Raw genomic sequence first — 25,529 nt, forward strand, 5'->3', positions numbered from 1 at the left:
GACGGCGGCGCAAGCGCAAACCTCCTTGCCGGCTGTCACTGTCACCGGGCATGCGGAGCCGGCGACCACGGAGGGTACAGGAGCCTATACGACGGGCGAGACGGCCGCGGCAACGCATCTGCCGCTGTCATTGCGGGAGACGCCGCAGGCGGTGACGGTGATCACGCGCCAGCGCATGGATGACCAGCAATTGAACTCGGTGCAGGGCGTGCTGGACAACACCACCGGCATCACGTCCTACCAATCCGATAGCGAGCGCACGAGTTTTTATTCGCGCGGTTTCCTGATCAACAACGTGCAGTATGACGGCATCCCTACGGTGGTCGGCAATACCGTCAACGGCAGCGGGATCAGTGCTGTCGATACCGCCTTCTATGATCGCGTGGAAGTGGTGCGGGGTGCTTCCGGCCTGCTTACCGGAACGGGCAATCCCTCGGCCGCCATCAATCTGGTGCGCAAGCGTCCGACCCAGGATTTTTCGGCGTCGGCCTCGCTGAGCGCAGGCAGCTGGGATACCCATCGCGCCATGGCCGATCTCTCGACCCCACTGACAGCTGATGGCCGCATCCGCGCGCGACTGGTGGGCAGCTATCAGGACGGCCACTCCTATATCGATGGCTACAAGCCCGAGAAGAAGTCGTTCTACGGCATCGTCGAGGCTGACCTGACTTCACACACCACCGTCAGCCTGGGCTATGACGATCAGCACATCACATCGACGGGAGCCACCTGGGGCGGGTTGCCGCTCTGGTTCAGCGACGGCACGCAGGCTGACTACGCCTCGTCGAAGAGCTACGCACAGGATTGGAGTCAATGGAACACGACGCTCAAGACTGCCTTTGCCGAGCTCGATCATCGCTTTGACAATGGCTGGAAACTGCATGCCACGGCCAGCCAGTACCGCACTGAATTCAATGCCGAACTGCTCGGCCTGGTCGGCCGTCCGGACCGCGCCACCGGGCTGGGCACCTATCCTTTCGGGGCGTATCCGGTGGCCCTCGCGTCACAGGGCAGCAGTCGCACCAACACCTTCGATGTGATGATGGCTGGCCCCTTTGACCTGCTGGGCCGTCATCATGAAGCAGTTGTGGGGGCCATGACCTCACGCCGCACCTCCGGCGAGAATGACATCGCGCCGTTCTATGCCGGATTCATGCCGGTCAATATCAATGAGCTCAGCACACCCTTTGCCCGTCCGGACTTCGCAGCGATGCCATGGGTGCCGACCAGCACCGGGATCAAACAGAGTGGCGTGTATGGCGCGGCCCGTCTGTCATTGGCCGATCCCCTGAAACTCATCGTCGGTGCGCGTGTGAGCAACTACGAAATTGACAACAGCGTCGGTGGCGCGGCGATGCGTTACGAGAAGAACGGTGTCTTCACGCCCTATGCCGGCCTGGTCTACGACATCAACCGGATCTATTCGGCCTATCTCAGCCATACGCGCATCTTCAATCCACAGACCGACTATCAGGACAGCAAGGGCAACGTCCTCACGCCGGCCACAGGTAAGACGACGGAGATCGGCCTCAAGGGGGCGTACCTTGAAGGGCGCCTGCACGCCTCCGTGGCCCTGTTCGAAACCCGGCTGGACAACGCGGCCCAGATCGTTGCCGGTGCGTTCACGCCAGCGGGCGCGCAAGCCTACAGCGGTGCAGATGGCACCAAGTCACGCGGAGTCGAAGTGGATCTGCAGGGCGAGCTGGCACGTGGCTGGAACATCTACGCAGGCCTCTCCCACTTCATCGCCGAAGATGGCAACGGTGTGCGTCTGAATTCGCAGCTGCCGCGTACCACGGCTCAGTTTTTCACGACCTATCGCCTGCCTGGTGCGTGGCACAAGCTGACGGTGGGGGGCGGCGTGAGATGGCAGAGTGGCATCTATGAGGCGGCCAATACCGGCACCAGTACCTTGGGCGGCCAGCAGGGCGGCTATGCCCTGGCATCGCTGATGGCGCGTTATGCCGTGTCGCAGAAAACCACGGTGGCGCTCAACGTGAACAACCTCTTCGACAAGAAGTACGCGCTGCAGAAGGGAGACTTCGATACCGTGACCTACGGTGCTCCACGCAACATGATGGTGACACTGGATTACCGCTATTGAGTCCGCACAGACGCCTTTTGCATCATCAGAAAATATTATGAATCGCTCCTTTAATCATCTGGAAAAATGATATGTCAATTCAGTCGCCGCTTTCCTCCCCGCATCCTCTGCCGACCCGGCCTCCGGACCAGACCGCCTTGTTCTGGCTGGCCACTGCCATCGGGGCCGTGCTCTTCGTGAGCTTCCAGCTGTTCTTCTACGTCAACGACTTCGTGAGAGCACAGGGCAGCGCGCCCGCCATCACCTTCGAGACCAAGATGCTGTGGATGTTTTCGGCCTACTACGGCTGCTGGATCGTCACCGTCCTGCTCGCACTGTCCGCCAACCGCGCGGCCCGGTGGGGCGCGCTGATCCTGGGCAGCCTGCTGGTTGTCCTCAACACCTTGGGCGGCATTGCCGACGGATTGCGCGATGGCTGGCACATTGCCTTCTCGGCGATGTTCTTCATTTCACTGCCGGGCGTATTCGCCATCGCGACCACCTGGCGCCACCTCAATCGCAAAGGAGACGGCCATGTCGATGAATAGTGCGGATTTCCCGCTTGTATGGATGAATCTCACCCAGCAACCCGGACATGATCACGAGCAGGATTTCACGGAGTTTGAAGCGAACCTGCAGCGCGAAGAACCCTTCGTGCTGCTGACCGATACCGTACCTGCCGAAGATCACGAGCATTCCGCGGAAGAAAAGAAACGTACCGCACTCTGGATGAAGCAGCACAAGCATGCCTTGCGCAAGCTGGTACTGGCGATGATCGTGGTGGAACCCAATGCGGCCAGGCGGGTTGGCTTCAAGGCCTTCGCGGTGGTGTTTGCGAAGTTCTGGGGCTACCCGCTGCTGCTTGCGGGCTCGCGTGAGCAGGCGCTGCAGATGGCGAGGGAACTGCTGGCGCAGAATGGCAAAGCAGTCGGGCTGACCTGAGGCTGTTTTCTGACCGAATTGCGGCGGCTATTGCCCGGCTTGCTCCGGGTTTGCTACAGGCGCAGCTGCCAGCGCCGCCGCAATCGCCTCCGGCACGAATGGCCGGTTATTCATGAAGCAAGCCCCGACAAAGACCGCCTCGGCATACACCACGTCCGCCACCTTGATCTGCTGCACGAAATTCACCCGGCTGCGCTTTTCGTGTTTCTGCACTTCGCAGGTAACCTCCATCGTGTCGCCCTTTTGCAGGCTCTTGCGAAAGCGCAGCGAGTATTCCAGCACCATGAACACCTGCCCTTGCCGGAAGGCCTCTTCGATATCGATTCCCAGCGCTTCCTTCAAAAAGGCATGCCGCGTCCATTCCATATAAAACGGGTAGTACAGCCCATCGACCACGCCCTGGAAATCGATGTGCTTGGGATCCACTTCAAACTGTTTTGAAAACATGATGTCGTTCCTTCCGTTCAGATTGGTCAAACCGGTGACACGATAATCGCAGGGCAGGGCAACCGTCTACCCTCCACGCGCGCAGCCATCGCAAAAGGTCGGGCCGGTAAAACGAGGTGAAGCCCGACCTTGTTGTGCGAATCCGGCTACCATCGGCGATATCGATTGTGCGCGCCATCCCGATCTCACCTACCTGCCCGATTCCTCCCATGCATTCACACCCCTTCCTGTTCCGTGCGAAAACTGTGCTGGCTGCCAGCCTGTTCAGCGTATTGGCCTCCATGCCTCCGCCGGTCCCTGCTGCCACTACGACATCTGTCCCCGACATGGAAAACGCGCCGGTCTACGGCCCCCAGCTGGAGGGCTTCGACTACCGCTGGCCGGTCTCGCGTTATCGTTTCCACTCGCAGCGCCAGGACATCGAGATGGCCTATCTCGACGTGGCACCTGCCGCCGGCAGTGTCCCGCACGGCACCGTCGTCCTGTTGCACGGAAAGAATTTCTGCGCCGGCACCTGGGAGCAGACCATCGATGTCCTGCGTCGCGCCGGCTACCGTGTGATTGCACCGGACCAGATCGGCTTCTGCAAATCCAGCAAGCCCGAGCAATACCAGTTCAGCTTCCAGCAACTGGCCGCGAATACGCACGCCTTGCTGGCCTCGCTCGGCATCGATCAGGCCATCCTGGTAGGCCACTCCACTGGTGGCATGCTGGCCATCCGCTATGCGTTGTCCTATCCACAGCAGACCCGCCAGCTGGTGCTGGTTGACCCCATCGGCCTGGAAGACTGGCGCGCCAAGGGCGTGCCGCCGGTGTCGGTGGACCAGTGGTATGCGCGCGAACTCGGTACCACGGCCGAGCGCATCCGCAACTACGAGCGCGCTACGTATTTCTCCGGGCAGTGGAGTGCGGAGTATGAACCCTGGGTGCAGATGCTGGCCGGCATGTACCGCGGGCCGGGCAAGGAGCGGGTGGCGTGGAATTCGGCACTGCTGTACGACATGATCCTCACGCAACCGGTGTTTTACGAACTGAAGAACCTGAAGACGCCCACGGTCCTCATGATCGGCGACCAGGACAGCACCGCCATCGGCAAGGAATTCGCACCGCCGGCATTGCGCGCCGGGCTGGGCAACTATGCGGTGCTCGGGCGCGAGGCGGCTGCCGTCATTCCGCACGCGACCTTGGTGGTATTCCCCGGCGCTGGTCACGCACCGCAGATGCAGATGCCGGAGTTGTTTCATGCGCAGTTGCTCAAGCGGCTTGCGCCCGAAGGCGGGCGCTGAACCGCAGATGGACAGATGGTTGCGGTTGTTGCCTTACACGATCTTCATTCAAGGATAAGACGATGGAACGCTGGATCGCCTACGCATTCATTTCCATGGCCTTTGCAGGCTTCACCTCGGTCATCGCCAAACTCGGCTTGACCGGCATCTCCAGCGATCTGGGATTGGCCATCCGGACCTGCTTCGTGTTTGTCTTCGTGCTCATGTTCGCCGCTGCTGTCGTGCCGGCCGCGCAGTTGAGCGCGGTCACCTGGCAGAACGTCCTCTGGCTCGGCCTGTCGGGTGTGACCACCGCCGTCTCCTGGGTGTTCTACTACAAGGCCATCAAGGCGGGGGACGTCTCCACCGTGGCGCTGATCGACAAGGGCAGTGTCATCGTGGCCTTGCTGATGGCGGTCTGGATTCTCAATGAAGTCATCACGCCCGCCAAGCTGATCGGGGCCGCGCTCATTGCTGCGGGATTGCTGGTGATTTCCCGCGGCTAGGCCAAGCTGCACGGCCCGCCCGGCACGCCTTACTTCACCCCCGCCGAGACGGCCATCCGGTCAAAATCCGCATCCAGCTTCTGCAGCGATCCTGCAATGCGCTGCTGCCGGGCCTTGATCCATGCGTCCTGCTGCGCCACGCGCGCAGTGGCCTCGCGCAGCATGCGGTCCATCTCGGCCGGTTGCGGACCGCCGACGGTGGCACGATTGCGCACGATCGCCACCGGATCGAGGGTGCTGCGAAACTCCTGTTCCGACATCGGCAGGGCCTGGGGGAATTCCGAATTCAGCACCGCTTCGTGATAGATGCGCTGCGCCTGGTCATAAGGAAACTCCAGCGGCCGGATGTTGTTGGCCTTGGCATACTCCACCACTTCCGAAGCGAAGTGATGGCCCACGCGGAAGGGCAGCTTGTACTTGCGCATGAGCACGTCGGCCAGTTCCTGGGACGCGGTCCAGTCGCTGTTGAGTTCTTCCAGCGCGCGTTTCGGATCGATCACCAGCGCGCCCAGGATGCTTTCCCAGTTCTTCAGGACCTTGACCGTATTGAGCACCATCTCCTTGTTGGGCTTCACGTCCTTGGCATCGCTCATGCCGGGCGGGATGTTGTGCGCCACGATGGCCACGCCCATGCCCTCGGCAATCACCATCGAGGCATCGCGCCGGGTGCTGTTGAGCAGGCCCGGATTGCGCTTCTGCGGCATGGCCGACGACACGTAAGTATTGGCCCCTCCCTCCTGCAACAGGATCCACGGACGCGGCTGCGCATATTGCGTCATCACGTCCTGGATGAAGGCGCCGGCATGCAGGGCAATGGAAGAGACCACCGCGCCCGCTTCCACCGGACCATCCACCGCCGACAGTTGCGCCGCGTCATAGGCGTTGTCGACGATGGCGGCAAAGCCCAGGTAGTCGGCCATGCGCTGGCGGTTCAACGGCCAGCTGGTGCCGTTGAGCACTGTGGTGCCCATGGCCGAGCGGTCCAGCCGCCCATAGGCTTCGCGCAGGCGCTGGGCATCGCGGTCCAGTGCGGCGGCAAAGCCCAGCAGGTAGTGGCCGTAGCTGTTGGGTTGCGCCGCCACCCCATTGGTGTAGTTGGGCACGATGGTGTCACGCTGGCTGGCGGCCAGTCGGACCAGCGCCGCCGTGGTGGCGTTGAGCTGGTTGGCCAGCGTCAGCAGGTCTTCGCGCAGGATGGCCGCGCGCAGCGTGGCCAGCATGTCCTGGCTGGAACGGCCGGCGTGCAGCAGCGTGATCTGCGGACCGGCCGCCTGGATCAGCAGCGGCTCGAAGGTGATCACCAGCGTCGGACGCTTGGCACCCGGCAGCTCGCCATCGGCCAGCACCTTGCGGATGCCCTTGACGACCAGCGGGGTCATCGACTTGTCCAGCAAGCCTTCGTCGGTGTTGATCACGGCCGTGGCCTTGTTGATTTCGCCGAGCCAGAAGAATTCATCATGGCGCGGCGTCTGCTGCGCGTGCAAGGGCGCGGCGCAAGCCAGCAGGGCAGCGGACAGCGCGACGGCGAGGGTGGAAAGCTTGGGCAAGGCGGTCTCCTGGAAGTGTTGATTGGTCTGTGCAGGGCGACTATCTTAGCGGGCAATCGCGATTCAGGTTGAAGGTGAACAGAGCCTGATATTTCAGGTATCTCGTCTCCAAAGTGTAGTTATTGGCATCTACGCGATATACTGTGCATCCATACAGTTCCTTTCCTGCCTGCTTTTCGCCGCAATGCCCGCCATCCCCGATCACCGTTTCTACTACCTGAGCAATTTCCAGCAGGCGCTGGATTGGCTGGGGCAGCGCTATGCCGACCTGCTGCAGGACGAGGAGCGCGATTTCCTGCTGCGTTTCCCGGCCTTGCCGCTGGCTGCGCGGGCGCTGTTCGTGCGCATGATGATGCGCAAGGGCGAGCACTTCCGCGCCAGCCGTCTGGCTTATCCGGAGATCGGCTGCCCGCTGCAGGCGTCCCGCGATCTGCCGCCCGAATGGGTGGAGCAGGATGCGCCGCTGTCGCTGGCCCAGGTCTTCGCGCTGGCGACCAAGCCGGAGCTGCTGCGCTGGTTCGGCGTGCGCGGTGGACTCAGGACGGCGCGCAAGGACAGCTTGCTGGCGGCACTGGAAAGCGATCCCCTTCATGCCGCGCCGCGCTGCCTGTCGCAATGGATAGCGCCGGGGCAGGGCGGGGAAGCGGTCCTGCGCATGCGGGTTGGCGGCCTGTGTGAACGTTTGCGTTTGATGTTCTTCGGCAACCTGCGCCAGGACTGGAGCGAATTCGTGCTGGCCGATCTGGGTACGCTGCGCTATGAACAGATCGCCCTTTCTGCCGAGGCGCGCGGTTTTCGCAGCCGCACCGACATTGATCTTTACCTGCAACTGCAGGCCTGCAAGCAACGCTTCGAGGCCGGTGACGAGGTCGCTGCGGTGCTCGACGCGCTACCCGCGGAGCGCTTCGACAATCCCTGGCTGGAGAGCCGCCGTGAACGCCTGCTGTTCCAGCTCGGCCAGCATTGCGAGAAGGCCGGCGACTGGCTACAGGCGCAGCAGATCTACGCCGCCTGCCGTTATCCCGGCGCACGGGCACGCGCCATCCGCGTGCTGGAAAAACTGGGCCGCTTCGGTCCCGCGCAGGCCCTGCTGACGATCGCCCGGCAATCGCCCGAGAGCGAGGCGGAACGCCAGCAACTGCTGCGCATCGCGCCGCGCCTGGCGCGCCAGCTGGGTTTGCCGCCGGCGCTGCGGCCGCGCCCCGCCGTGGTCGATCAGATCGAGCTCGTGTTGCCGGCCGAGGGCGGCCGCGTCGAGCGGGCGGTGCAGTTGCATTTGCAGCGGGCTGATGCGCCGGTGTTCTATGTCGAAAACGCGCTGGCCAATGCCCTGTTCGGCTTGCTGTGCTGGGAAGCGCTGTTCGCGCCCATTCCCGGCGCCTTCTTCCATCCCTTCCAGCGCGAGCCGGCCGATCTCTTGAGCGCCGATTTCGCGGCGCGTCGGCGCGATGTGCTGGCGCGCTGCTTGCGCCGCTTCGATGACGGCAGCTACCGTGCGCATCTCCTTGCCATCCATGAGGCCAAGCACGGCCTGCAAACGCCCTTCGTGGCCTGGGGCTGGGTCACGCGCGAGCTGCTGGTGATGGCGCTGGACTGTATCCCCGCTGCACATCTGAAGCTGTGGTGCCTGCGCATCCTTGACGACATTCGAGAGAACCGCAACGGCTTCCCCGACCTGATCCAGTTCTGGCCGCAGCAAGGGCGCTATCGCATGGTCGAAGTCAAAGGCCCGGGCGACCGCCTGCAGGACAACCAGCGCCGCTGGCTGGACTACTGTGCGCAACACGCCATGCCGGTGGCGGTGTGCTACCTGCAATGGGAACAGGCGGCAGCATGAACGAGGCGCTCTCGGCCGGCGCTGCGCAAGAGCAGTCCGCACCGCGCTACACCGTCTCGGTTCGTGCACTGTGCGAATTCACCGCCAAGCAGGGCGATCTCGATCTGCGCTTCACGCCCACACCCACCGCCCAGGAAGGCATCGCCGGTCACGCCATCGTGGCGCAGCGGCGCGGGGAAGGCTACCTGAGCGAAGTGACGCTCTCGGCCGATCATGGCGCGCTGCATGTGCGCGGACGCGCCGATGGCTATGACCCCGCGCGCCAGCTGCTGGAAGAAGTGAAGACTTATCGCGGCCAGCTCTCCAGCCTGCCCGACAATCATCGCCACCTGCACTGGGCGCAACTGCGGGTCTATGGCCACCTGATGTGCGAGCGGGAAGGGCTGGCGCGCATCCATTTGGCGCTGGTGTATTTCGACATCGGCAGCCAGCAGGAAACGGTACTGGAAGAAACCCGCAGCCGCGAGGAACTGGCTACGCTCTTTGCTGCACAATGCGAGCGCTTCATGCGCTGGGCCGAACAGGAGCTGGCGCACCGCGCGGCGCGTGATACGGCCTTGCAGGCGCTGCGCTTTCCGCACGGCGATTTCCGTCCCGGTCAGCGGCAACTGGCGGAGGCGGTATTTCGCGCGCAGACGGGCCGGCGCAGCCTGCTGGCGCAGGCACCGACCGGCATCGGCAAGACGCTGGGCACCTTGTTCCCGGCCCTCAAGGCCGCCCCGGCGCAGCGGCTGGACAAGATCCTCTTCCTCGCGGCCAAGACCCCCGGCCGGCAACTGGCGCTGGATGCCGCCGCCACCTTGAAGGATCACGGCGAACTGCCGCTCCGCGTGCTGGAACTGTGCGCACGCGACAAGGCCTGCGAATATCCGGACCGGCTGTGCCGGGGCGATTCCTGTCCGCTGGCGCAGGGCTTCTACGACCGCCTGCCTGCCGCCCGCGCGGCCTGCCTCTCGCAGCCGCTGCTGGATCGCGAACATCTGCGCAGCGTGGCCCTGCAGCATCAGGTCTGTCCCTACTACCTGGGCAGCGAGATGACGCGCTGGAGCGATGTCATCGTCGGCGATTACAACTACTGGTTCGATGGCGGTGCCATGCTCTACGGCATGGCGCAGGCGCATGACTGGCGCGTGAGCGTGCTGGCCGACGAGGCCCACAACCTGGTCTCGCGGGCGCGTAGCATGTACAGCGCGCAACTGAGCCGGGCAGCGCTGCGGGCCGCGCGCGCCGTGGCCCCGCCGGCCGTGGCCAAGCCGCTGGAACGGCTGGGCCGCGCCTGGACCGCCGCCGGCAAGAAAGCCGACTTGCCCTATCAGGTGCTGGAAGCGCCGCCGGCCAAGTTCGTCGAGGCACTCAGCAGCAGCGTGGGCGCCATCAGCGATTTCCTGGCGCAGGTGGCGGTGCCGCTGGATCCGCCGCTGCGCGATTTCTACTTCGATGCCATGGCCTTCGTGCGGCTGGCCGAATCCTTCGGCCCGCACTCGCTGTTTGATCTCACCCGGGAAGATGAACGCAATACCGTGCTGTGCATCCGCAACGTGGTGCCTGCGCCTTTCCTGGGGCCGCGCTTTGCCTTTGCGCATGCGACCACGCTGTTCTCGGCCACGCTGGCCCCGTGGAATTATTTTGCCGATCTGCTGGGCATGCCGGCCAATACCGCCTGGATCGATGTCGAGTCTCCCTTCCAGGCCAGCCAGTTGCAGGTGAAGGTGGCGCATCAGATCTCCACCACCTGGCAGCGCCGCGCAGCCTCCATCGCACCAATCTGCGAACTCATGTCGCGCCAGTATGAAGAGCGGCCGGGCAACTACCTGGCGTTCTTCTCCAGCTTCGACTACCTGCAGCAGGCGCGCGATGCCTTCGCACGGGCGCATCCGCATATCGCCACCTGGCAGCAGTCGCGCCGCATGTCCGAGACCGACCGCGATGCCTTCCTCGCACGTTTCGAAAGCGCCGGGCAGGGCATCGGCTTTGCCGTATTGGGCGGCTCCTTCGGGGAAGGCGTGGATCTGCCCGGCGATCGACTCATCGGCGCTTTCGTCGCCACGCTGGGGTTGCCGCAATTCAACCCGGTCAACGAGCAGTTGCGTGAACGCATGGAGCAACTGTTCGGCTGCGGTTACGACTACACCTACCTCTATCCCGGCATGCAGAAAGTGGTGCAGGCGGCCGGCCGCGTCATCCGCACCGAAACTGACCAGGGCACGGTCTGGCTGATCGACCAGCGCTTCGGCCGGCCCGAGGTGCAGGCACTGCTGCCGGCCTGGTGGCAGATCGCCGATTCCCGCGCGCTGCCAGCGTGAGCGCCGTGGCTTCTCAGGTTTTTCCCGAGTGACATCTTTTTACGAACCCCTAGCATAGGCGGGTAAGTGGACATGCCGGGTCCGGGTTGCCCGATCTCCCGCAGGATGAGAGTCGAAAAGCCGCGCCAGCCGTGGCACGCGACTGTCCTTGCGGGATCTTTCGGGAACTGTGTCAATTCCGCGTCGAAGGAGGAACAAATTGTCGCTATTGAGCGACAAAGCGTTCGTCTCACATGTAAGATTCTGCCTCTTTCTTCATATGTTCCTGGCAAGAAATGAGTGTTGTGTCTTGTCGGCTTTTTACATTTTTGACAACGAAGAAGGTTGCGGTATCAGGATTTGTTTGTTTTAATGACAACGTGGAATGTGGTCGAAAAAACAACATTCCTGCGCCTGGTCCGCGCGGAGCATGACTCCGCATCCAGAGGGGAAAAGTCCCGCCGTCAGAGCGGATGAATAAATATAGCTGGGGGATGGCAGCATATGGGAACACTTACCGCTTTTTAACAAGGTTGCAGGCAGGTCTTGCGCGCCCGGTCAAAAGCCGCCGCCGTCAGGACAGGGCAGGGAGTCAAGCATGGGAAACGATATCTCCAACTTGCTGAGCAAGTTCGGGGCGACGGTGGATGGGTATCTCGAAATCGAGGCCGCCATCAACTACAAGGAGCCGGTCCGCAAGCCCAAGGCGCCGCTGGTGGTTGCGCAGCCGGCCGCGGCGGACGTGAAGGCCGAACCGGCACCGGTCGTGGCGGCCAGCGCGGTGGTGCCGCTGCTGGACCCGCCTTCGCTTTCCTCCTCCCAGCGCATTGAGCCTGTGATCGAGCCGCTGACCGAGCCGGTCAGCGAGCCGGTCGTTGAAGCGCCTGTCGTTGCTGCGCCTGCCGCCGTCCCCGTCGCTCCTGTCGCTCCTGTCGCCAGACTTGCACCGTCCCTGTCCGTGCAGGCGCCTGTTACCTCCCCGAACCCGGCGCCGGTCAGCCAGATCAGCCCGTCGGCGCCCCATGGCCCTGGCGTACCCACCCTGTTGCGTTCGATGCTGGGCGAGGCCGCGCGCCAGCGCGAAGCCCTGCAGCGCGCCAACAATGACGACGCCGGCCAGTCCGGCGTGGCCCTGCCCCCCACGACGCCCGCACAAGTGATTGCCGTAGTCTCGCCCAAGGGCGGGGTCGGAAAGACCACCCTGTGCTCGGCCCTTGCCTGCAGCCTGGCGCGCCATGGCCGCGTGATCGCCATCGACCTGGATCCGCAGAATGCCTTGCAATACCACCTGGGCGTGAGTGCCGACGCCGTTGCTGCAGCGGCCGCTGCCGCAGATTGGCGCAGTGGCCTGGCCGCCGGCATGGCCGGCACGCAGGTGGTCAGCCACACCCTGGTGGCCGGCGCTGGCGAAGCTGCGCTGGCCCAGCAGATGGCCGAGGATGGCCAATGGCTGCTGCGCCAGTTGCACGCCCTGCAGCTGCAGGCGGGCGACGTGGTGCTGCTGGACCTGCCGGCCGGACAGACCGCCTATCTCGACCAGGCCCTGCGGGCCGCCGACCAGGTGCTGGCGGTGGTGACGCCCGACGCCGGTTCTTTCCTGGCGCTGGAACATATGCGCCAGGTCCTGCATGGCCGCAACAACTGCCGCTATGTGGTCAACAAATACGATGCCAGCCGCAGTTTCAGCCAGGACATGCTGGAAGTGCTCAAGCGCTGGATGGGTCCGCGCCTGGCTGGGGTGATCGCGCTCGATCACGCCATCAGCGAAGGCCTGGCCTATGGCTTCAATCCGCTGGTCAAGGACGGCCACTCGCCGGCCTATGAGCAGTTGCAGGGCGTGAGCGAGGTGCTGCGCGCCGCTGTCGCCAAAGCCGTCGCTACGGGTGCACGCGCATGACGACCGGATCCCAGGCTCCCTCGCCATCGCAGTCGCCAGCCCCGTCCGACCTGCCTGCCGCCGCCACGCTGTCACCGCATCCGCCAGGACAGGAGCCCTCGGCACGGCCATCGGCCAACCGCCTGCAGCAATGGATGCAGACCGTCGGCGCGCGCCTCGAAGGCTTGCCGCGCGGGCCACGCCGTCTGGTGCAATGGGCCGTGCTGCTGTTTGCCACGATGCTGGCGTTGCTGATCATTTCGGTGCCGCTGGACTTCGCCGCCCAGTGCGTCTTCGCCATCGGCTGCTTCGTCGCCGCGCTGGTGCTGCGCAAGCAGTCGGGACGGTTCCCGGTTCTGGTGCTGATCACGCTCTCGCTGACGGTGTCGATGCGCTACATGTACTGGCGCATCAGTTCCACGCTGGCCTTTGAAAGCTGGCTGGACATCTGCTTCGGCTACGGACTGCTGGCGGCCGAACTGTATTCGCTGCTGGTGCTGACGCTGGGCTACCTGCAGACCGCCTGGCCGCTGCGCCGCAAGCCGCAGATGCTGACCATGCCGCCGGCGGAGTGGCCGACGGTGGATGTCTTCATTCCCTCGTACAACGAATCGCTGGACATCGTCTCGCTCACCATCTTCGCCGCGCAGGCCATCGACTGGCCGCAGGACAAGCTGCGCGTGCACGTGCTCGATGATGGCCGCCGCGAAGAATTCCGCGAGTTCTGCGACAACATCGGCGTGAACTACCTGGTGCGCTCCGACAACAAGCACGCCAAGGCCGGCAACCTCAACGAGGCGCTCAAGGTCACCGACGGCGAATTCGTGGCCATCTTCGATGCCGACCACGTGCCGACCCGTTCCTTCCTGCAGATCTGCATGGGCTGGTTCTACAAGGACCCCAAGCTGGCCATGCTGCAGACCCCGCACTTCTTCTTCTCGCCCGATCCCTTCGAGAAGAACCTCAATACCTTCCGCTCGGTACCCAACGAGGGCGAGCTGTTCTATGGCCTGGTGCAGGATGGCAATGACCTGTGGAATGCCGCCTTCTTCTGCGGCTCCTGCGCCGTCATGCGCCGTACCGCGTTGATGGAAATCGGCGGCATCGCCACCGAGACCCTGACCGAAGATGCGCACACCGCGCTGAAGATGAACCGTGCCGGCTACAACACCGCCTATCTCGCCATCCCCCAGGCCGCCGGCCTGGCCACCGAGAACCTGGCGCGCCACATCCGCCAGCGCGTGCGCTGGGCGCGCGGCATGGCGCAAATCTTCCGCGTCGACAATCCGCTCAAGGGCAGGGGGCTGCGTCTGGGCCAGCGACTGTGCTACCTCAACGCCATGCTGCACTTCTTCTATGGCCTGCCGCGCCTGATCTTCCTGACTGCGCCATTGACGTACCTGTTCTTCGGCGCCCACATCTTCCAGGCCTCGGCGCTGATGATCACGGCCTACGTGCTGCCCCACGTGCTGCACGCCAGCCTGACCAACTCGCGCATCCAGGGACGCTTCCGCCATTCTTTCTGGAACGAGGTCTACGAGACCGTGCTGGCCTGGTACATCCTGGGGCCGGTGCTGCTGGCGCTGGTGAACCCCAAGCTGGGCGGCTTCAACGTCACCGACAAGGGCGGCATCATCACCGATGACCACTTCGACTGGAAGCTGGCGCGGCCCTACATGGTGCTGCTGGGGCTGAACGTGGCCGGACTGGGCTTCGGCATCTGGCAACTGATCCATGGTGATCCGAATGCGGTCACCACCATCCTCATCAACATGGCCTGGACGCTCTACAACGTCATCATCAGCAGCGCCGCCATGGCGGTCGCTTCCGAAACCCGCCAGGTGCGCAGCGAGCCGCGCGTGACCGCCGAACTGCCGGTACGCATCAAGCTCGACGACGGCAGCATCATCGACGGCAAGACCCTGGACTTCTCGCAGAAGGGCATTGGCCTGCGCCTGCCTGCCGGCGTCAGCATCGCACGCAATGCACGCATCGAAGTCTCGATGATGCGCAATGCGCAGGAGAAGGTGTTCCCGGCAATGGTGGTGTTCAGCCGCAACGACATGGTCGGTGCGCAGTTCCACGAACTGTCGCTGCGCCAGCAAAGCGAACTGGTGCGCCTGACCTTCTCGCGCGCCGACATCTGGGACAACAACTGGGGCAAGAGCCGTCCCGATACACCGCTCAAAGCCTTGCGTGAAGTCGCCGGCATCGGCATGAATGGCGTACGGCAATTGTTCAAGGCGACCCTGATCCTGATGCGCAGCCGGCGTGCGCAACGCCGCGCGCCGGCACCCGCTGCAGCCCCCTCGGCAGTGGCGGCAGCCACTGTGCCCGTTACCGATAACACTCTGGAAAAACAATAATGAAAACGAAGCAGTCTCAAGCGCAACGGATGCCCTTGCGCCAGCGCTCCCTGTGCCTGATGCTGGCGGCCGTGATGACGGCAGGCAGCCTGCCGCTGCCGGTACTGGCGGCCACCCCCGCGACTCCGGCAGCCACGGCCACGCCCGGTCTGCCGGCACCGATCCCGATGGCCGGCGATCCTTACGTGTTCACCTTCAAGCAGCTGGGCCGCAACGGTTCGATGAACCTGCATGGCGTGGATGCCACCGACAGTCTCAACTTCGACGTGCCGGTCTCGCTGGTGGCCACCGGTGCGCACGTGACCCTGTATTACACGTATTCGCCCGCGCTGCTGCCGGACCTGTCGCAGATCAACGTGATGGTCAACGACGTCGTGGCCGGCAGCATCCCGCTGCCCAAGGAAAACTCCGGCAGCATGCAGACCGCCAAGGTCGACATCCCGGCCAAGCTGATTACCGAATTCAACCGCCTGAGCCTGCAGTTCATCGGCCACTACACGATGGGTTGCGAGGATCCCTTGCATTCCAGCCTGTGGACGCGCGTGGCCAACGGCTCCACGCTGGACCTGCAGACCACGGCGCTGCCGCAGAAGGATGACCTGGCGCTGATGCCCGTGCCCTTCTTCGACCGGCGCGACATCCGCATGCTGAACCTGCCCTTCATCTTTGCCGGCACGCCCGACAACGGCACGCTGGAAGCGGCAGGGTCGCTGTCGTCCTGGTTCGGCGCGCTGGCCGCCTATCGCGGTGCGCGCTTCCCGGTACAGATCAACACCTTGCCCCAGCGCGGCAATGCCGTGCTGATGGTGGCCGGCGAGGCCGCCACCACCGTGGCCGGTGTGGCCGTGGCCGCGCCCAAGGGGCCGACCCTGACCGTGCAGGCCAATCCGAATGATGCCAATGGCAAATTGCTGATCGTCTCCGGCCGCAACATCGCTGAACTCAAGCAGGCCGCCGCTGCCCTGACGCTGGGCGGCAAGGGCCTGGCGGGCAGTTCGGTGGTGGTCGACAAGCTGCAGCCGCTGACTCCGCGCCAGCCGTATGACGCGCCCAACTGGCTGCCTACCGATCGTCCGGTGAAACTCTCCGAGCTGATCGATCCCAAGCGCCTCAATGTCTCCGGCTACAACCCGGGCGAGATCACCATTCCGCTCAACTTCCCGCCCGCGCTCTCCAGCTGGCGACAGGACGGCGCGAAACTGAAACTGGTGTATCGCTATACGCCGCAGCCCAAGTCGTCCAATTCGTCCTTCATGGTCAGCCTGAATGATGGCCTGATCAAGGCCGACGTCCTGCTACCGCACGACCAGCTGGACAAGAGCCTGCTGGCCGCCATCAAGGATGACGCGCTGACCCGCGAGATGAACGTGCGCCTGCCGCTGAACCTGGCCGGTCCGCAATCGCGTCTGCAGCTGCGCTACATGTACGATTTCGTCAAGCAGGGCGAATGCCAGGACGTCATCATCGACAACGTGCGCGGCAGCATCGATCCCGAATCCACCATCGACCTGCGCGGCTACGATCACTTCATGGCCATGCCCAATCTGGGCGTGTTCAAGGATGCCGGTTTCCCCTTCACGCGCATGGCCGATCTCTCGGAGTCGGCGGTGGTATTGCCCGACAATGCCACGTCCGATGATCTCTCGGCCTACCTGACGCTGCTGGGCCGCTTCGGCAGCGCCACCGGCTATCCGGCGACCGGCGTGGCCGTGACCCAGGCTGCGCAGGTCGACAAGGTGGCCTCGCGCGACCTGCTGGTGCTGGCCTCGGGACAGAATCAGCCGCTGCTCAAGCAATGGGCCGATCGCCTGCCGGCGGTGGTGACCGGAGACAAGCAGCGCTTCCAGGTGGCCGATCTGGCCCTGCGCGTGCGCAGCTGGCTGCAGATCGATGACGAGGACCAGGCCAAGCGCCGTGCGCGGCTGGCACTGGCCTTCTCGGGGGGCGAGCCGACCTCTTACCTGACCGGTTTCGAGTCGCCCCTCGACAGTGGCCGCAGCGTGGTGGTGCTGGCCGGTGGCGATGCCTCCGGCCTGCAGCAGATCCTCGATGCCATGGCCAGCAAGGACCCGGAAGCCGAAACCATCCAGGGCAGCCTGGTGGCAGTGCGCGGCACCACCATCGATCCGCTGCTGGCCGAAGAAAATTATTTCGTCGGCAGCATGTCGCCGCTGCGCATGCTGCGCTGGTGGCTGTCGCGCCACGTGCTGGCCATGTTCGTGCTGATTGCCGGAGGCATCCTGATGCTCGGCGGCCTGGCTTACCTGACCCTGCGCGCCAAGGCGAGAAAGCGTCTCAATGCCTGACCTGCCGTTCCAGCCTCTGCGACGCAGCCTGTTGAAGGTGGCGGCCGCACTCGCGCTCAGTGGTACCGGTGCGGCTGCCAGCGCCGCGCCGGCCGCCTGCGCGGCGGTTGACTGGCCGGCCTGGCAATCCTGGGCTGGCAGTCACGTGCAACCCGATGGCCGGGTTCTGCACTCCAGCCTGCTGCCCAATCACACCACGTCCGAAGGTCAGTCCTACAACCTGCTGCTGTCGCTGATCGCCAATGATCCGCAACGCTTTGACCAGATCTGGAGCTGGACCCGCGACAACATGATGGCGCCCGATGCCGCCAACCGCCTGCCGGGCTGGCTGTGGGGGCAGGGTGCCGATGGCAAGTGGCAATTGCAGGACGCCAATTCCGCATCGGATGCCGACCTGTGGATTGCCTACGCGCTGCTGGAAGCGGCGCGCCTGTGGCAGCGCCCGACCTATCGCAGCGATGCAGTGCGCCTGCTCGACGCCATCGAAGCGCGCCTCGTGGTGGACCTGCCGGGCCTGGGCAAGATGGTCTTGCCGGGACCGCAGGGCTTCAGCCAGGGCAGCCAGGCCTGGACGCTCAATCCGAGCTACCTGCCGCTGCCGCTGCTGCGCCGTCTGTACAAGGAGCGCCCCAAGGGCCCCTGGCAGCAGATCGCCACCAACACCGTGCGCATGATCCAGGCCACCAGCCCCAAGGGTTTCGTGGCGGATTGGGTCGGCTACAAGATGACGGCGGCGCAGGCCGGCCAGTTCATGGTTGATCCGGCCAAGGGCGAACTGGGCAGCTATGACGCCATCCGCGTCTACCTGTGGGCCGGCATGACCTCGCCGCGTGACCCCGGGGCCGCACCGCTGCTGGCCGCCCTGGATGGCATGCGCCAGCGCATCGTCGCCACCGGCATCGCGCCGGAGAAGGTGGCCGTGACCAGTGGTGCCATCGAAGGGCAGGGACCGTTCGGGTTTGGCGCGGCGTTGGTGCCGTATCTGCAGGCCAAGGGTGAAAACACCCTGGCCGCGCAATGGCAGGCGCGCGCCGCACAACAGCTGGAAAGCGGACTGGCCCAGCCCAGTGCGCAACCGGAAATTCTGTATTACAACGTCATGCTCGGCCTGTTCGGCCTCGGATGGGCCGAGCAGCGATATCAGTTCCGCGACGACGGAACGCTCAATTTGTCTTGGGAGAAGTCATGCGCACGCGCCGTACCACGCTAGCCATCGGAGTGCTGGCCGCGCTCCTGGGCGCACCCCTGGCCCCGGCCCTGGCTGCGCCGACGGACCTGCAGGCCCAGCTGGTGGAGCAGGGCCAGTACTGGCAGGCGCGCAACAACAACCAGCGCGCCGCCGAGGTCTGGCAGAAGGTGCTGCAGCTGGACAAATCGCAGGTCAACGCGCTGTACGGCATGGGCCTGATCGGCGTGAAGCAGAACCGGCCGCAGCAGGCCAATGCGTATCTGGAACGGCTGCAGGCGCTCTCGCCGCAACCCTGGCAAGCCGCCCAGCTGATGCAGGACATCGCCCTGGCCCGCCCTGAAAACCAGGCCCTGCTGGCCGAAGCCCGCCGCCTGGTGGATGCCGGCGAGCGTGACCGCGCCACCGACACCTTCCGCAAGATGTTCAATGGCCTGACGCCCTCGGGCACGGTCGGCCGCGAGTACTACAACAATCTGGCCTTCAACGATGCCAGCTGGCCGGAAGCGCGCAAGGGCATGGAGCGCCTGCTGCGCGAAACTCCCGAGGACAGCATCCTGGCGCTGTTCTATGGCAAGCAGCTGGCGCGCCATGAAGACAGCCGGGTGGAAGGCATCCGTGTGCTCTCGCGCCTGAGCAAGCAGACCGACATCGGCGGCGACGCCGATGAAAGCTGGCGGCTGGCGCTGACCTGGCTGGGCCCGCCGAGTCCGGCGCAGGCCCCGCTGTTTGAAGAATTCCTCAAGGTCCATCCGGACGACAAGGACATCCGCGACCTGCTGGCCAAGGGCCGCTCGCAGGTCGCCGGCACGCAGACCCCGACGGTGCTCTCGCGCGGCCTGCAGGCCTTGGAGAAGGGCGATCTGCAGGAAGCCGAAAAGGCTTTCCAGGAACGCCTCTCCAGCCATCCCGATGAAACCGATGCACTCGGTGGCCTGGGTGTGGTGCGCCAGCAGCAGAACCGTCTGGCCGATGCCGAACCGCTGCTGGCGCGCGCCGTAGCGAAGGGTGGCAGCGGCTGGAAGAAGGCGCTCGACAGCGTGCGCTACTGGCTGCTGATCCAGCGCGGCCGCGAACTGCAGGCGCGCGGCCAGACCCGCCAGGCGCAGGATGCGCTGACCCAGGCGCTGCGCCTGGATCCGAAGAACACCGATGGCCTGGTCGCCATCGCCGATATCGAAGCCACGGCCGGCCAGTTCGAGGCCGCCACGGCGCACTATCGCCAGGTACTGGCGGTGCAGCCGGCACAGGCCGGAGCGATTCGCGGTCTGGTGAATGTGCTCTCGCAGACCGGGCAAGCCGATGAAGCGCTGCGCCTGCTCGACAAGCTCACCCCGCAACAACAGGCCGAGTTCGGCGACCAGGGCCGCCTGCGCGCCCTGCGTGCGGCCCAGCAAGCCAACCTGGCCGAACAGCGTGGCGATCTCAATGCCGCACTGGACGCCCGGCGCGAAGCGGTGCGCAACGATCCCGACAACGTCTGGACCACCTTCGACCTGGCCCGCCTCTACATCAAGGCCGGCCAGTCGCGCCAGGCGCGCGTGACCATCGATGACTTCACCCGCGAGCATCGCGACAACGTCGACGCGCTCTACGCCAGCGCCTTGCTGTCGGCCGAGATGGAGCAGCGGCAGGATGCGCTCGATACCCTGCGCCGCATCCCCGAGGCCCGTCGTACCGCACCGATGACCGATCTGTATCGCCAGGTCACGCTGACCATCCAGGTCGGCCATGCGAGCGAGCTGGTCAAGACCGGCCAGCGCCAGGAAGCCCTGGCGCTGCTGGATCGCGTGCAGCCCGAAGCGGCCGGCAATGCCGAGCGCACCGGCACGCTGGCCTCGGCCTATGTCGATGCGGGCGATACCCCGCGTGCGCTGGCGCTGATGCAGCCGCTGATTGCGCCGCCGGCCACGCCGAGCGTCGCTACGCGCCTGCAATACGCGTCGGTGCTGCTCAGGGCCGGTGAGGATGCGCAGGTCTACAGCGTACTCACGGCCTTGCAGAACCAGAACATGGACGTGGCCACGCGCAAGCAATACGACGATGTGCGTTTCCTCTACCGCGTGCGCCAGGCCGAACGCCTGCGCGAAGGTGGCGACCTGGCGGCGGCCTACGACACGCTGGCCCCCGCGCTGTCACAGCGGCCCACCGATATCGGTGCGCTCTCGGCACTGGCCCGCATGTTCAATGCGGCCGGCGACAATGCCCGCGCACTGGCGCTCTACAAACCACTGGCCGAACGCAATCCGCGCGACGTCACGGTGTTGCTGGGCGCGGCCGATACCGCCATGCAGGCGCACGACAATGCCTATGCCCTGCGCCTGCTGGATCAGTTCAACAAACTGGAAAGCAGCGATCCCACCACCCTGACCGAAGCCGCACGCATCTATCGTGCGCTGGGCAAGACCGGCGAAGCCACGGCACTGTTGCGCAAGGCGGTGGCCATTGAAAACTCGGCGCGCCAGCGCAGCCTGATGGCCCAGGGCAATGGTTTCGATCCGGCCATCAACCCCTTCCGCACCCAGCGTCGCCTGCCGGGCAACGAGAATGTGGCTGCCATCCCGCCGCCTGCCGAGACCATGCTGCGTCCGGCGATGATGACGGCTTCCGCACCGGCGGCGGCCGACGTCTTGCCGACCCCGGCCAACGCGCGTGTGGCGGCGTCGCAGGCCGCGCCTGCGGTGGCCTATGGCCCGGCGCTCGGTCCGGTGTTCAGCAATGCATCGCCGGCTCCGGCGCAGATGGTCCAGACCACCCAGCCGGGCAGGGCGGGCGCTTATGCGCAGCAAGGTGCGGCACCTGCCACCGCTTTGCCGGGTGCGGCCACCGCCGCCCAGCGCGCCTTGCTGGCGCTGCAGGGCCAGCAAGGCCTGCCGGCGGACAACCTCACGCCGGCGCAGCGCGCCCTCAACGACATCCTGCAGGCGCGCAGCCCCTACGTCACGCAAGGCGTAGTGGTGCGCGGCAATGCCAGCGAATCGGGCCTGAGCCGCATCAACGATATCGAAGCCCCGCTGGAAGTGAACATGCCGGTCGGCAATGACCGCGTGGCCGTGCGTATCACGCCGGTCTCGCTGGATGGCGGCACCATGACCGACGAGGCCGCCAGCCGCTTCGGCGGTGGCGGTTCCAGTGCCACCGGCGTGGGCAAGCAGAGCGCCAGCGGCGTGGGCGTGGCGGTAGCCTACGAGCGTCCTGACGACGGCATCAAGGCCGACATCGGCACGACGCCCAGCGGTTTCAAGTATCCCAACGTGGTCGGTGGCGTGAGCGTGGAGCAGCCGCTCGGCGGCAGCAGCACCAACCGCTTTGGCGTGACGGTGTCGCGCCGTGCCGTCAACGACAGCATCACCTCGTTTGCCGGCAGCACCGACCCGCGCGTCGGCCGTTCCTGGGGCGGCGTGACCGCCAACGGCGGCCGTGCCGAGATGAGTTCGGATGATGCCCAGACCGGCGTCTACGCCTACGGTGCCCTGCACAGCCTGATGGGCCGCAACGTCGAATCCAACACGCGTGTGGAACTGGGCGGCGGTGCCTACCAGTACCTGGCCAACGGCAACGACGAGAAGATGACGGCCGGTGTCTCCGCCACCCTCATCAGCTACGCCAACAACCAGAACTTCTATACCTATGGCCACGGCGGTTACTTCAGCCCGCAGGCCTATCTGGGACTGGGCGTGCCGGTGACCTGGGCCAAGCGCAGCGACCGTTTCAGCTTCCAGCTCAAGGGCTCGGCCGGTGTGCAGTACTTCCGCCAGGACGGCGCGGATTACTTCCCCACGGATGCCGCCCTGCAAGCGGCCAGCGGCAAGACCTACGGGCAGCAGACCAAGACCGGCATCGGCTACAGCCTGGAAGGCAGCGGCGAATACCGCTTTGCGCCGCGTCTGTTTGTGGGCGGTACGCTGCGCCTGAACAATTCGAGCGACTTCCGCGAACTCAATGTCGCCATGTACCTGCGCTATACCCTGGAGGACATGCAGGGCAGTTTCCTGACCTTGCCGGTCAGCCCGTATCGTTCGCCGTACTCCAACTGATTTGACTGAACATTTTTTGATAGAGAGATTGCCATGGCAGCTGCATCCATTCTCGCTGGTCTGAGTATCCTGGTCCTGGGCGAAAGCCATATGAGCCTGGCCGACCACCTCACCGAACCCCTCAATGCCAAGCTGGTCCAGATGGGCGCCAAGGTCCACTCCATCGGCGCCTGCGGTGCCAGTGCCGGCGACTGGCTGACCACCAAGAAGGTCGACTGCGGTGCCGAGCAGATCGACAACGGCAAGATCCAGATCAAGGGCCGCGATGCCAGCACCACGCCCATCGCCGAACTGATCGCCAAGGACAAGCCGGACCTGGTGGTGCTGGTCATCGGCGACACCATGGCCTCCTACGACAAGCCGGCCTTCCCCAAGGCCTGGGCCTGGCAAAGCGTGACCAGCCTGACCAAGGCGATTGCCGCCACCGGCACCAAGTGCGCCTGGGTCGGACCGGCCTGGGGCAAGGCTGGCGGCATGTATCAGAAGAACGATGCGCGCACCCAGCTGATGTCGCAGTTCCTGGCTGCCAACGTGGCACCTTGCACCTACATTGATTCGCTGGCCATGTCCAAGCCGGGCCAATGGATCACCACCGATGGCCAGCACTTCACAGTGGCCGGCTACAAGTCCTGGGGTTCGGCCATCGGCGATGCGCTGGGCAAGCTGCCGGCCGCTGCCGTGAGCGCCAAGGGAGCCAAGAAATGAGCGTGCTGCGCGCACTGACCGCGAGCGCGGCCCTGCTGGGCTGTGCGGGGGTGATGGCCGCTGACATTCCGCTGTATCCGACCGGCCCGGCCGAGGATGCCGCCTTCATCCGTTTCATCAACGCCACGCCGGACGCGCTGCAAGTGGTGGCCCAGAAGGGCCAGCCGCCGCTGAAACTGGACGCGGCCAAGCCGGTCTCGTCCTTCTTCCCGGTGCAGGCCAAGTCCACCATCAAGGGCACGCTGACGGTGGCGGGCAAGAGCCTGGAGCTGGGCGTGCAGGCCAAGCCGGGCGAGTTCGCCACGGTGGTGGTGCTGCCTGATCCCAAGGGCATCCGCCAGGTCACCGTGCAGGACAATCCGGATGACTTCAATGGCCTGAAGGCCTCGCTGGCCTTCTTCAATCTCGATGCTTCCTGTGCCGCTGCAGCCCTGCGTCCGGCCGGCCGCACTGCCGACCTGTTCAAGGGCGTGGCGCAAGGCAGCCTGCAGCGCCGTTCCATCAATCCGGTCAAGCTGTCGGTGCAGCTGGTCTGCGGCGGGGCCAATACCGGCCCGGTGCTGGACCTGGGTGAGTTGAAGGCAGGCGAGCGCTACAGCGTCCTGCTGCTGCCCTCGGCCAGCGGTCCGCGCCTGCTGGCCGCGACTGACAAGCTGGCCAACTGATTCTTGACGCTGACTTACGCTGACTGACGCCGACTGCACCACGCCATGGTCTTTGCCTCGCTTGAATTCCTGACGCTGTTCCTGCCGCTGTTCCTGCTGGTCTATGCCCTGGTGCCGCAGCGCGCACGCAATGGCGTGCTGCTGGCGGGCAGCTGGCTGTTCTATGGCTGGCTCAGTCCGCTGTTCCTGTCCCTGCACGTGGTGCTGACCATCGTGGCCTGGGTTGGCGGCCTGCTGGTGGATCGCGCCCGTGCGCGTGAAGAAGGGCAGGGCAGTCTGCGCCGTCCCGTGCTGCTGATCGCGCTGGTGGTCTTCAATACGGCGGTACTGGTCTGGTACAAGTACGCCAACATCGTCGCTGCCACCGTGAGCGATCTGATGCAGCACTACGGCGCCATGCCGCTGGTGTGGCAGAAGGTGGCGCTGCCGGCGGGCCTGTCCTTCATCGTGCTGCAGGCGATTTCCTATCTGGTGGATGTGCACCGGCGCACGGTGGCGGTGGAGCGCAGCTTCATCAATTACGCCACCTACATCTCCATGTTCGGCCACTCGATTGCCGGCCCCATCATCCGTTACGACTGGGTACAGCGCGAGTTGCGCGAGCGCTGGTTCAATCGGGAAAATTTCTCGCTGGGTGCGCGCCGCTTCATGGTCGGCATGGCCATGAAGGTGCTGGTGGCCGATACGCTGTCGCCCCTGGTGGATGCGGCCTTCCACCTGGAGCATCCGACCCTGGTCGATGCCTGGATCGGATGCCTGGCGTATTCGATGCAACTGTTCTTCGATTTCTCCGGCTACAGCGCCATGGCCATCGGCCTCGGTTTGATGCTGGGCTTCCACTTCCCGGAGAACTTCAATCATCCCTATCTGGCCGGCAGCATCCAGGATTTCTGGCGGCGCTGGCACATCTCGCTCTCCAGCTGGCTGCGCGATTATCTCTACATCGGCCTGGGCGGCAATCGCCACGGCGTCTGGAAGACTTATCGCAACCTGTTCCTGACCATGGCCATCGCCGGTCTCTGGCATGGCGGCGACAGCTGGAATTATTTGCTGTGGGGCTCGGCGCATGGCGTGGCGCTGTGCATCGACCGCGCGTGGTCGCGCTCTTCGTTGCCTTCCATTCCTTCGTGGCTGGCCCATGGCTTGACGCTGCTGTTCGTGTGCCTGGCCTGGACCTTGTTCCGCGCGCCTGATTTCGCCACCGCTGCCACGATGTATGCGGGCCAGTTCGGCTTGCATGGCACCGGCCTGAGCGATGCGCTGGCCGTGATGCTGCGGCCGGTGCAGGCGCTGGCCGTGCTGCTGGGTTTGTTCTGGATCGTCGCCCCGCTGTGGCAGGCGGCACTGGAGGCGCGCTGGGGCGAACGCGCACACTATCTCTGGTTCGTGCGGGCGTGGCCGATCGCCGCCTTCCTGCTCTCCTTTGCACTGATCGCCAGCCGCGAAACCGTGCCTTTCCTTTACTTCCAGTTCTGAGCC

17 protein-coding genes are annotated in these 25,529 nt (G+C 64.9%); 15 read left to right on the top strand and 2 right to left on the bottom strand.

Going from position 1 to position 25,529, the window contains the following annotated elements:
- Positions 1-25: 25 nt before the first annotated feature.
- The 3 genes from JOD78_RS14170 to JOD78_RS14180 all read left to right on the top strand — a co-directional run bounded on the left by JOD78_RS14170 (position 26) and on the right by JOD78_RS14180 (position 3,025).
- Positions 26-2,104, top strand: coding sequence for a TonB-dependent siderophore receptor (locus JOD78_RS14170; RefSeq protein ID WP_227022580.1), 2,079 nt, complete (start codon positions 26-28; stop codon positions 2,102-2,104).
- 71 nt (positions 2,105-2,175) lie between these two features.
- Positions 2,176-2,631 carry a hypothetical protein gene (locus JOD78_RS14175; protein WP_209568677.1) on the top strand — a complete coding sequence of 152 codons (456 nt, stop codon included), beginning with the start codon at positions 2,176-2,178 and terminating at the stop codon, positions 2,629-2,631.
- Positions 2,618-3,025 carry a hypothetical protein gene (locus tag JOD78_RS14180; protein WP_121037966.1) on the top strand — a complete coding sequence of 136 codons (408 nt, stop codon included), beginning with the start codon at positions 2,618-2,620 and terminating at the stop codon, positions 3,023-3,025. Before JOD78_RS14175 ends, JOD78_RS14180 begins: the two co-directional genes overlap by 14 nt.
- Positions 3,026-3,052: 27 nt before the next feature.
- Here JOD78_RS14180 and JOD78_RS14185 read toward each other — a convergent pair whose 3' ends face one another.
- The gene (locus JOD78_RS14185; RefSeq protein WP_199724998.1) at positions 3,053-3,502 is read right to left on the bottom strand and encodes an acyl-CoA thioesterase; all 450 of its coding nucleotides are present in this window, start codon (positions 3,500-3,502) and stop codon (positions 3,053-3,055) included.
- Positions 3,503-3,681: 179 nt separating this feature from the next.
- Between JOD78_RS14185 and JOD78_RS14190 the strand changes: the two genes are divergently transcribed.
- Positions 3,682-4,758 (top strand): alpha/beta hydrolase, encoded by a 1,077-nt coding sequence (locus JOD78_RS14190; protein WP_121037972.1) that lies wholly within the window; start codon positions 3,682-3,684, stop codon positions 4,756-4,758.
- A 62-nt stretch (positions 4,759-4,820) separates the two neighbouring features.
- Positions 4,821-5,243 carry an EamA family transporter gene (locus tag JOD78_RS14195; protein WP_034332684.1) on the top strand — a complete coding sequence of 141 codons (423 nt, stop codon included), beginning with the start codon at positions 4,821-4,823 and terminating at the stop codon, positions 5,241-5,243.
- Positions 5,244-5,272: 29 nt separating this feature from the next.
- Here JOD78_RS14195 and JOD78_RS14200 read toward each other — a convergent pair whose 3' ends face one another.
- Positions 5,273-6,790 (bottom strand): lyase family protein, encoded by a 1,518-nt coding sequence (locus JOD78_RS14200; protein WP_121037975.1) that lies wholly within the window; start codon positions 6,788-6,790, stop codon positions 5,273-5,275.
- A 184-nt stretch (positions 6,791-6,974) separates the two neighbouring features.
- Here JOD78_RS14200 and JOD78_RS14205 point away from each other — a divergent pair, with 184 nt between their 5' ends.
- The 10 genes from JOD78_RS14205 to JOD78_RS14250 all read left to right on the top strand — a co-directional run bounded on the left by JOD78_RS14205 (position 6,975) and on the right by JOD78_RS14250 (position 25,526).
- On the top strand, positions 6,975-8,627 hold the full coding sequence (locus JOD78_RS14205) for a VRR-NUC domain-containing protein (protein ID WP_209568675.1): 1,653 nt from the start codon (positions 6,975-6,977) through the stop codon (positions 8,625-8,627).
- Positions 8,624-10,930, top strand: a complete 2,307-nt coding sequence (locus tag JOD78_RS14210; protein WP_209568673.1) for an ATP-dependent DNA helicase — start codon at positions 8,624-8,626, stop codon at positions 10,928-10,930. The genes JOD78_RS14205 and JOD78_RS14210 overlap by 4 nt, the downstream gene beginning before the upstream one ends.
- A gap of 577 nt (positions 10,931-11,507) precedes the next feature.
- A complete protein-coding gene (gene bcsQ / locus JOD78_RS14215; RefSeq protein WP_121037984.1) occupies positions 11,508-12,806 on the top strand; it encodes a cellulose biosynthesis protein BcsQ in 1,299 nt (432 codons plus the stop codon).
- Positions 12,803-15,151 (top strand): UDP-forming cellulose synthase catalytic subunit, encoded by a 2,349-nt coding sequence (gene bcsA / locus JOD78_RS14220; RefSeq protein WP_209568671.1) that lies wholly within the window; start codon positions 12,803-12,805, stop codon positions 15,149-15,151. The genes bcsQ and bcsA overlap by 4 nt, the downstream gene beginning before the upstream one ends.
- A 29-nt stretch (positions 15,152-15,180) precedes the next feature.
- Positions 15,181-17,457, top strand: coding sequence for a cellulose biosynthesis cyclic di-GMP-binding regulatory protein BcsB (gene bcsB / locus JOD78_RS14225; RefSeq protein WP_245202166.1), 2,277 nt, complete (start codon positions 15,181-15,183; stop codon positions 17,455-17,457).
- Positions 17,450-18,667, top strand: coding sequence for a cellulose synthase complex periplasmic endoglucanase BcsZ (gene bcsZ, locus JOD78_RS14230; protein WP_209568667.1), 1,218 nt, complete (start codon positions 17,450-17,452; stop codon positions 18,665-18,667). The genes bcsB and bcsZ overlap by 8 nt, the downstream gene beginning before the upstream one ends.
- On the top strand, positions 18,643-22,680 hold the full coding sequence (locus tag JOD78_RS14235; RefSeq protein WP_209568665.1) for a cellulose synthase subunit BcsC-related outer membrane protein: 4,038 nt from the start codon (positions 18,643-18,645) through the stop codon (positions 22,678-22,680). The genes bcsZ and JOD78_RS14235 overlap by 25 nt, the downstream gene beginning before the upstream one ends.
- Positions 22,681-22,713: 33 nt before the next feature.
- Positions 22,714-23,385, top strand: coding sequence for an SGNH/GDSL hydrolase family protein (locus JOD78_RS14240; protein ID WP_039788872.1), 672 nt, complete (start codon positions 22,714-22,716; stop codon positions 23,383-23,385).
- Positions 23,382-24,050 (top strand): alginate O-acetyltransferase AlgF, encoded by a 669-nt coding sequence (locus JOD78_RS14245; RefSeq protein ID WP_204725073.1) that lies wholly within the window; start codon positions 23,382-23,384, stop codon positions 24,048-24,050. The genes JOD78_RS14240 and JOD78_RS14245 overlap by 4 nt, the downstream gene beginning before the upstream one ends.
- Positions 24,051-24,095: 45 nt before the next feature.
- Positions 24,096-25,526 carry an MBOAT family O-acyltransferase gene (locus JOD78_RS14250; protein ID WP_204725074.1) on the top strand — a complete coding sequence of 477 codons (1,431 nt, stop codon included), beginning with the start codon at positions 24,096-24,098 and terminating at the stop codon, positions 25,524-25,526.
- Positions 25,527-25,529: the final 3 nt, after the last annotated feature.

The sequence above is a fragment of the Herbaspirillum sp. 1130 genome, from assembly GCF_017833835.1.
Taxonomy (GTDB): Bacteria; Pseudomonadota; Gammaproteobacteria; order Burkholderiales; family Burkholderiaceae_D; genus Herbaspirillum; species Herbaspirillum huttiense.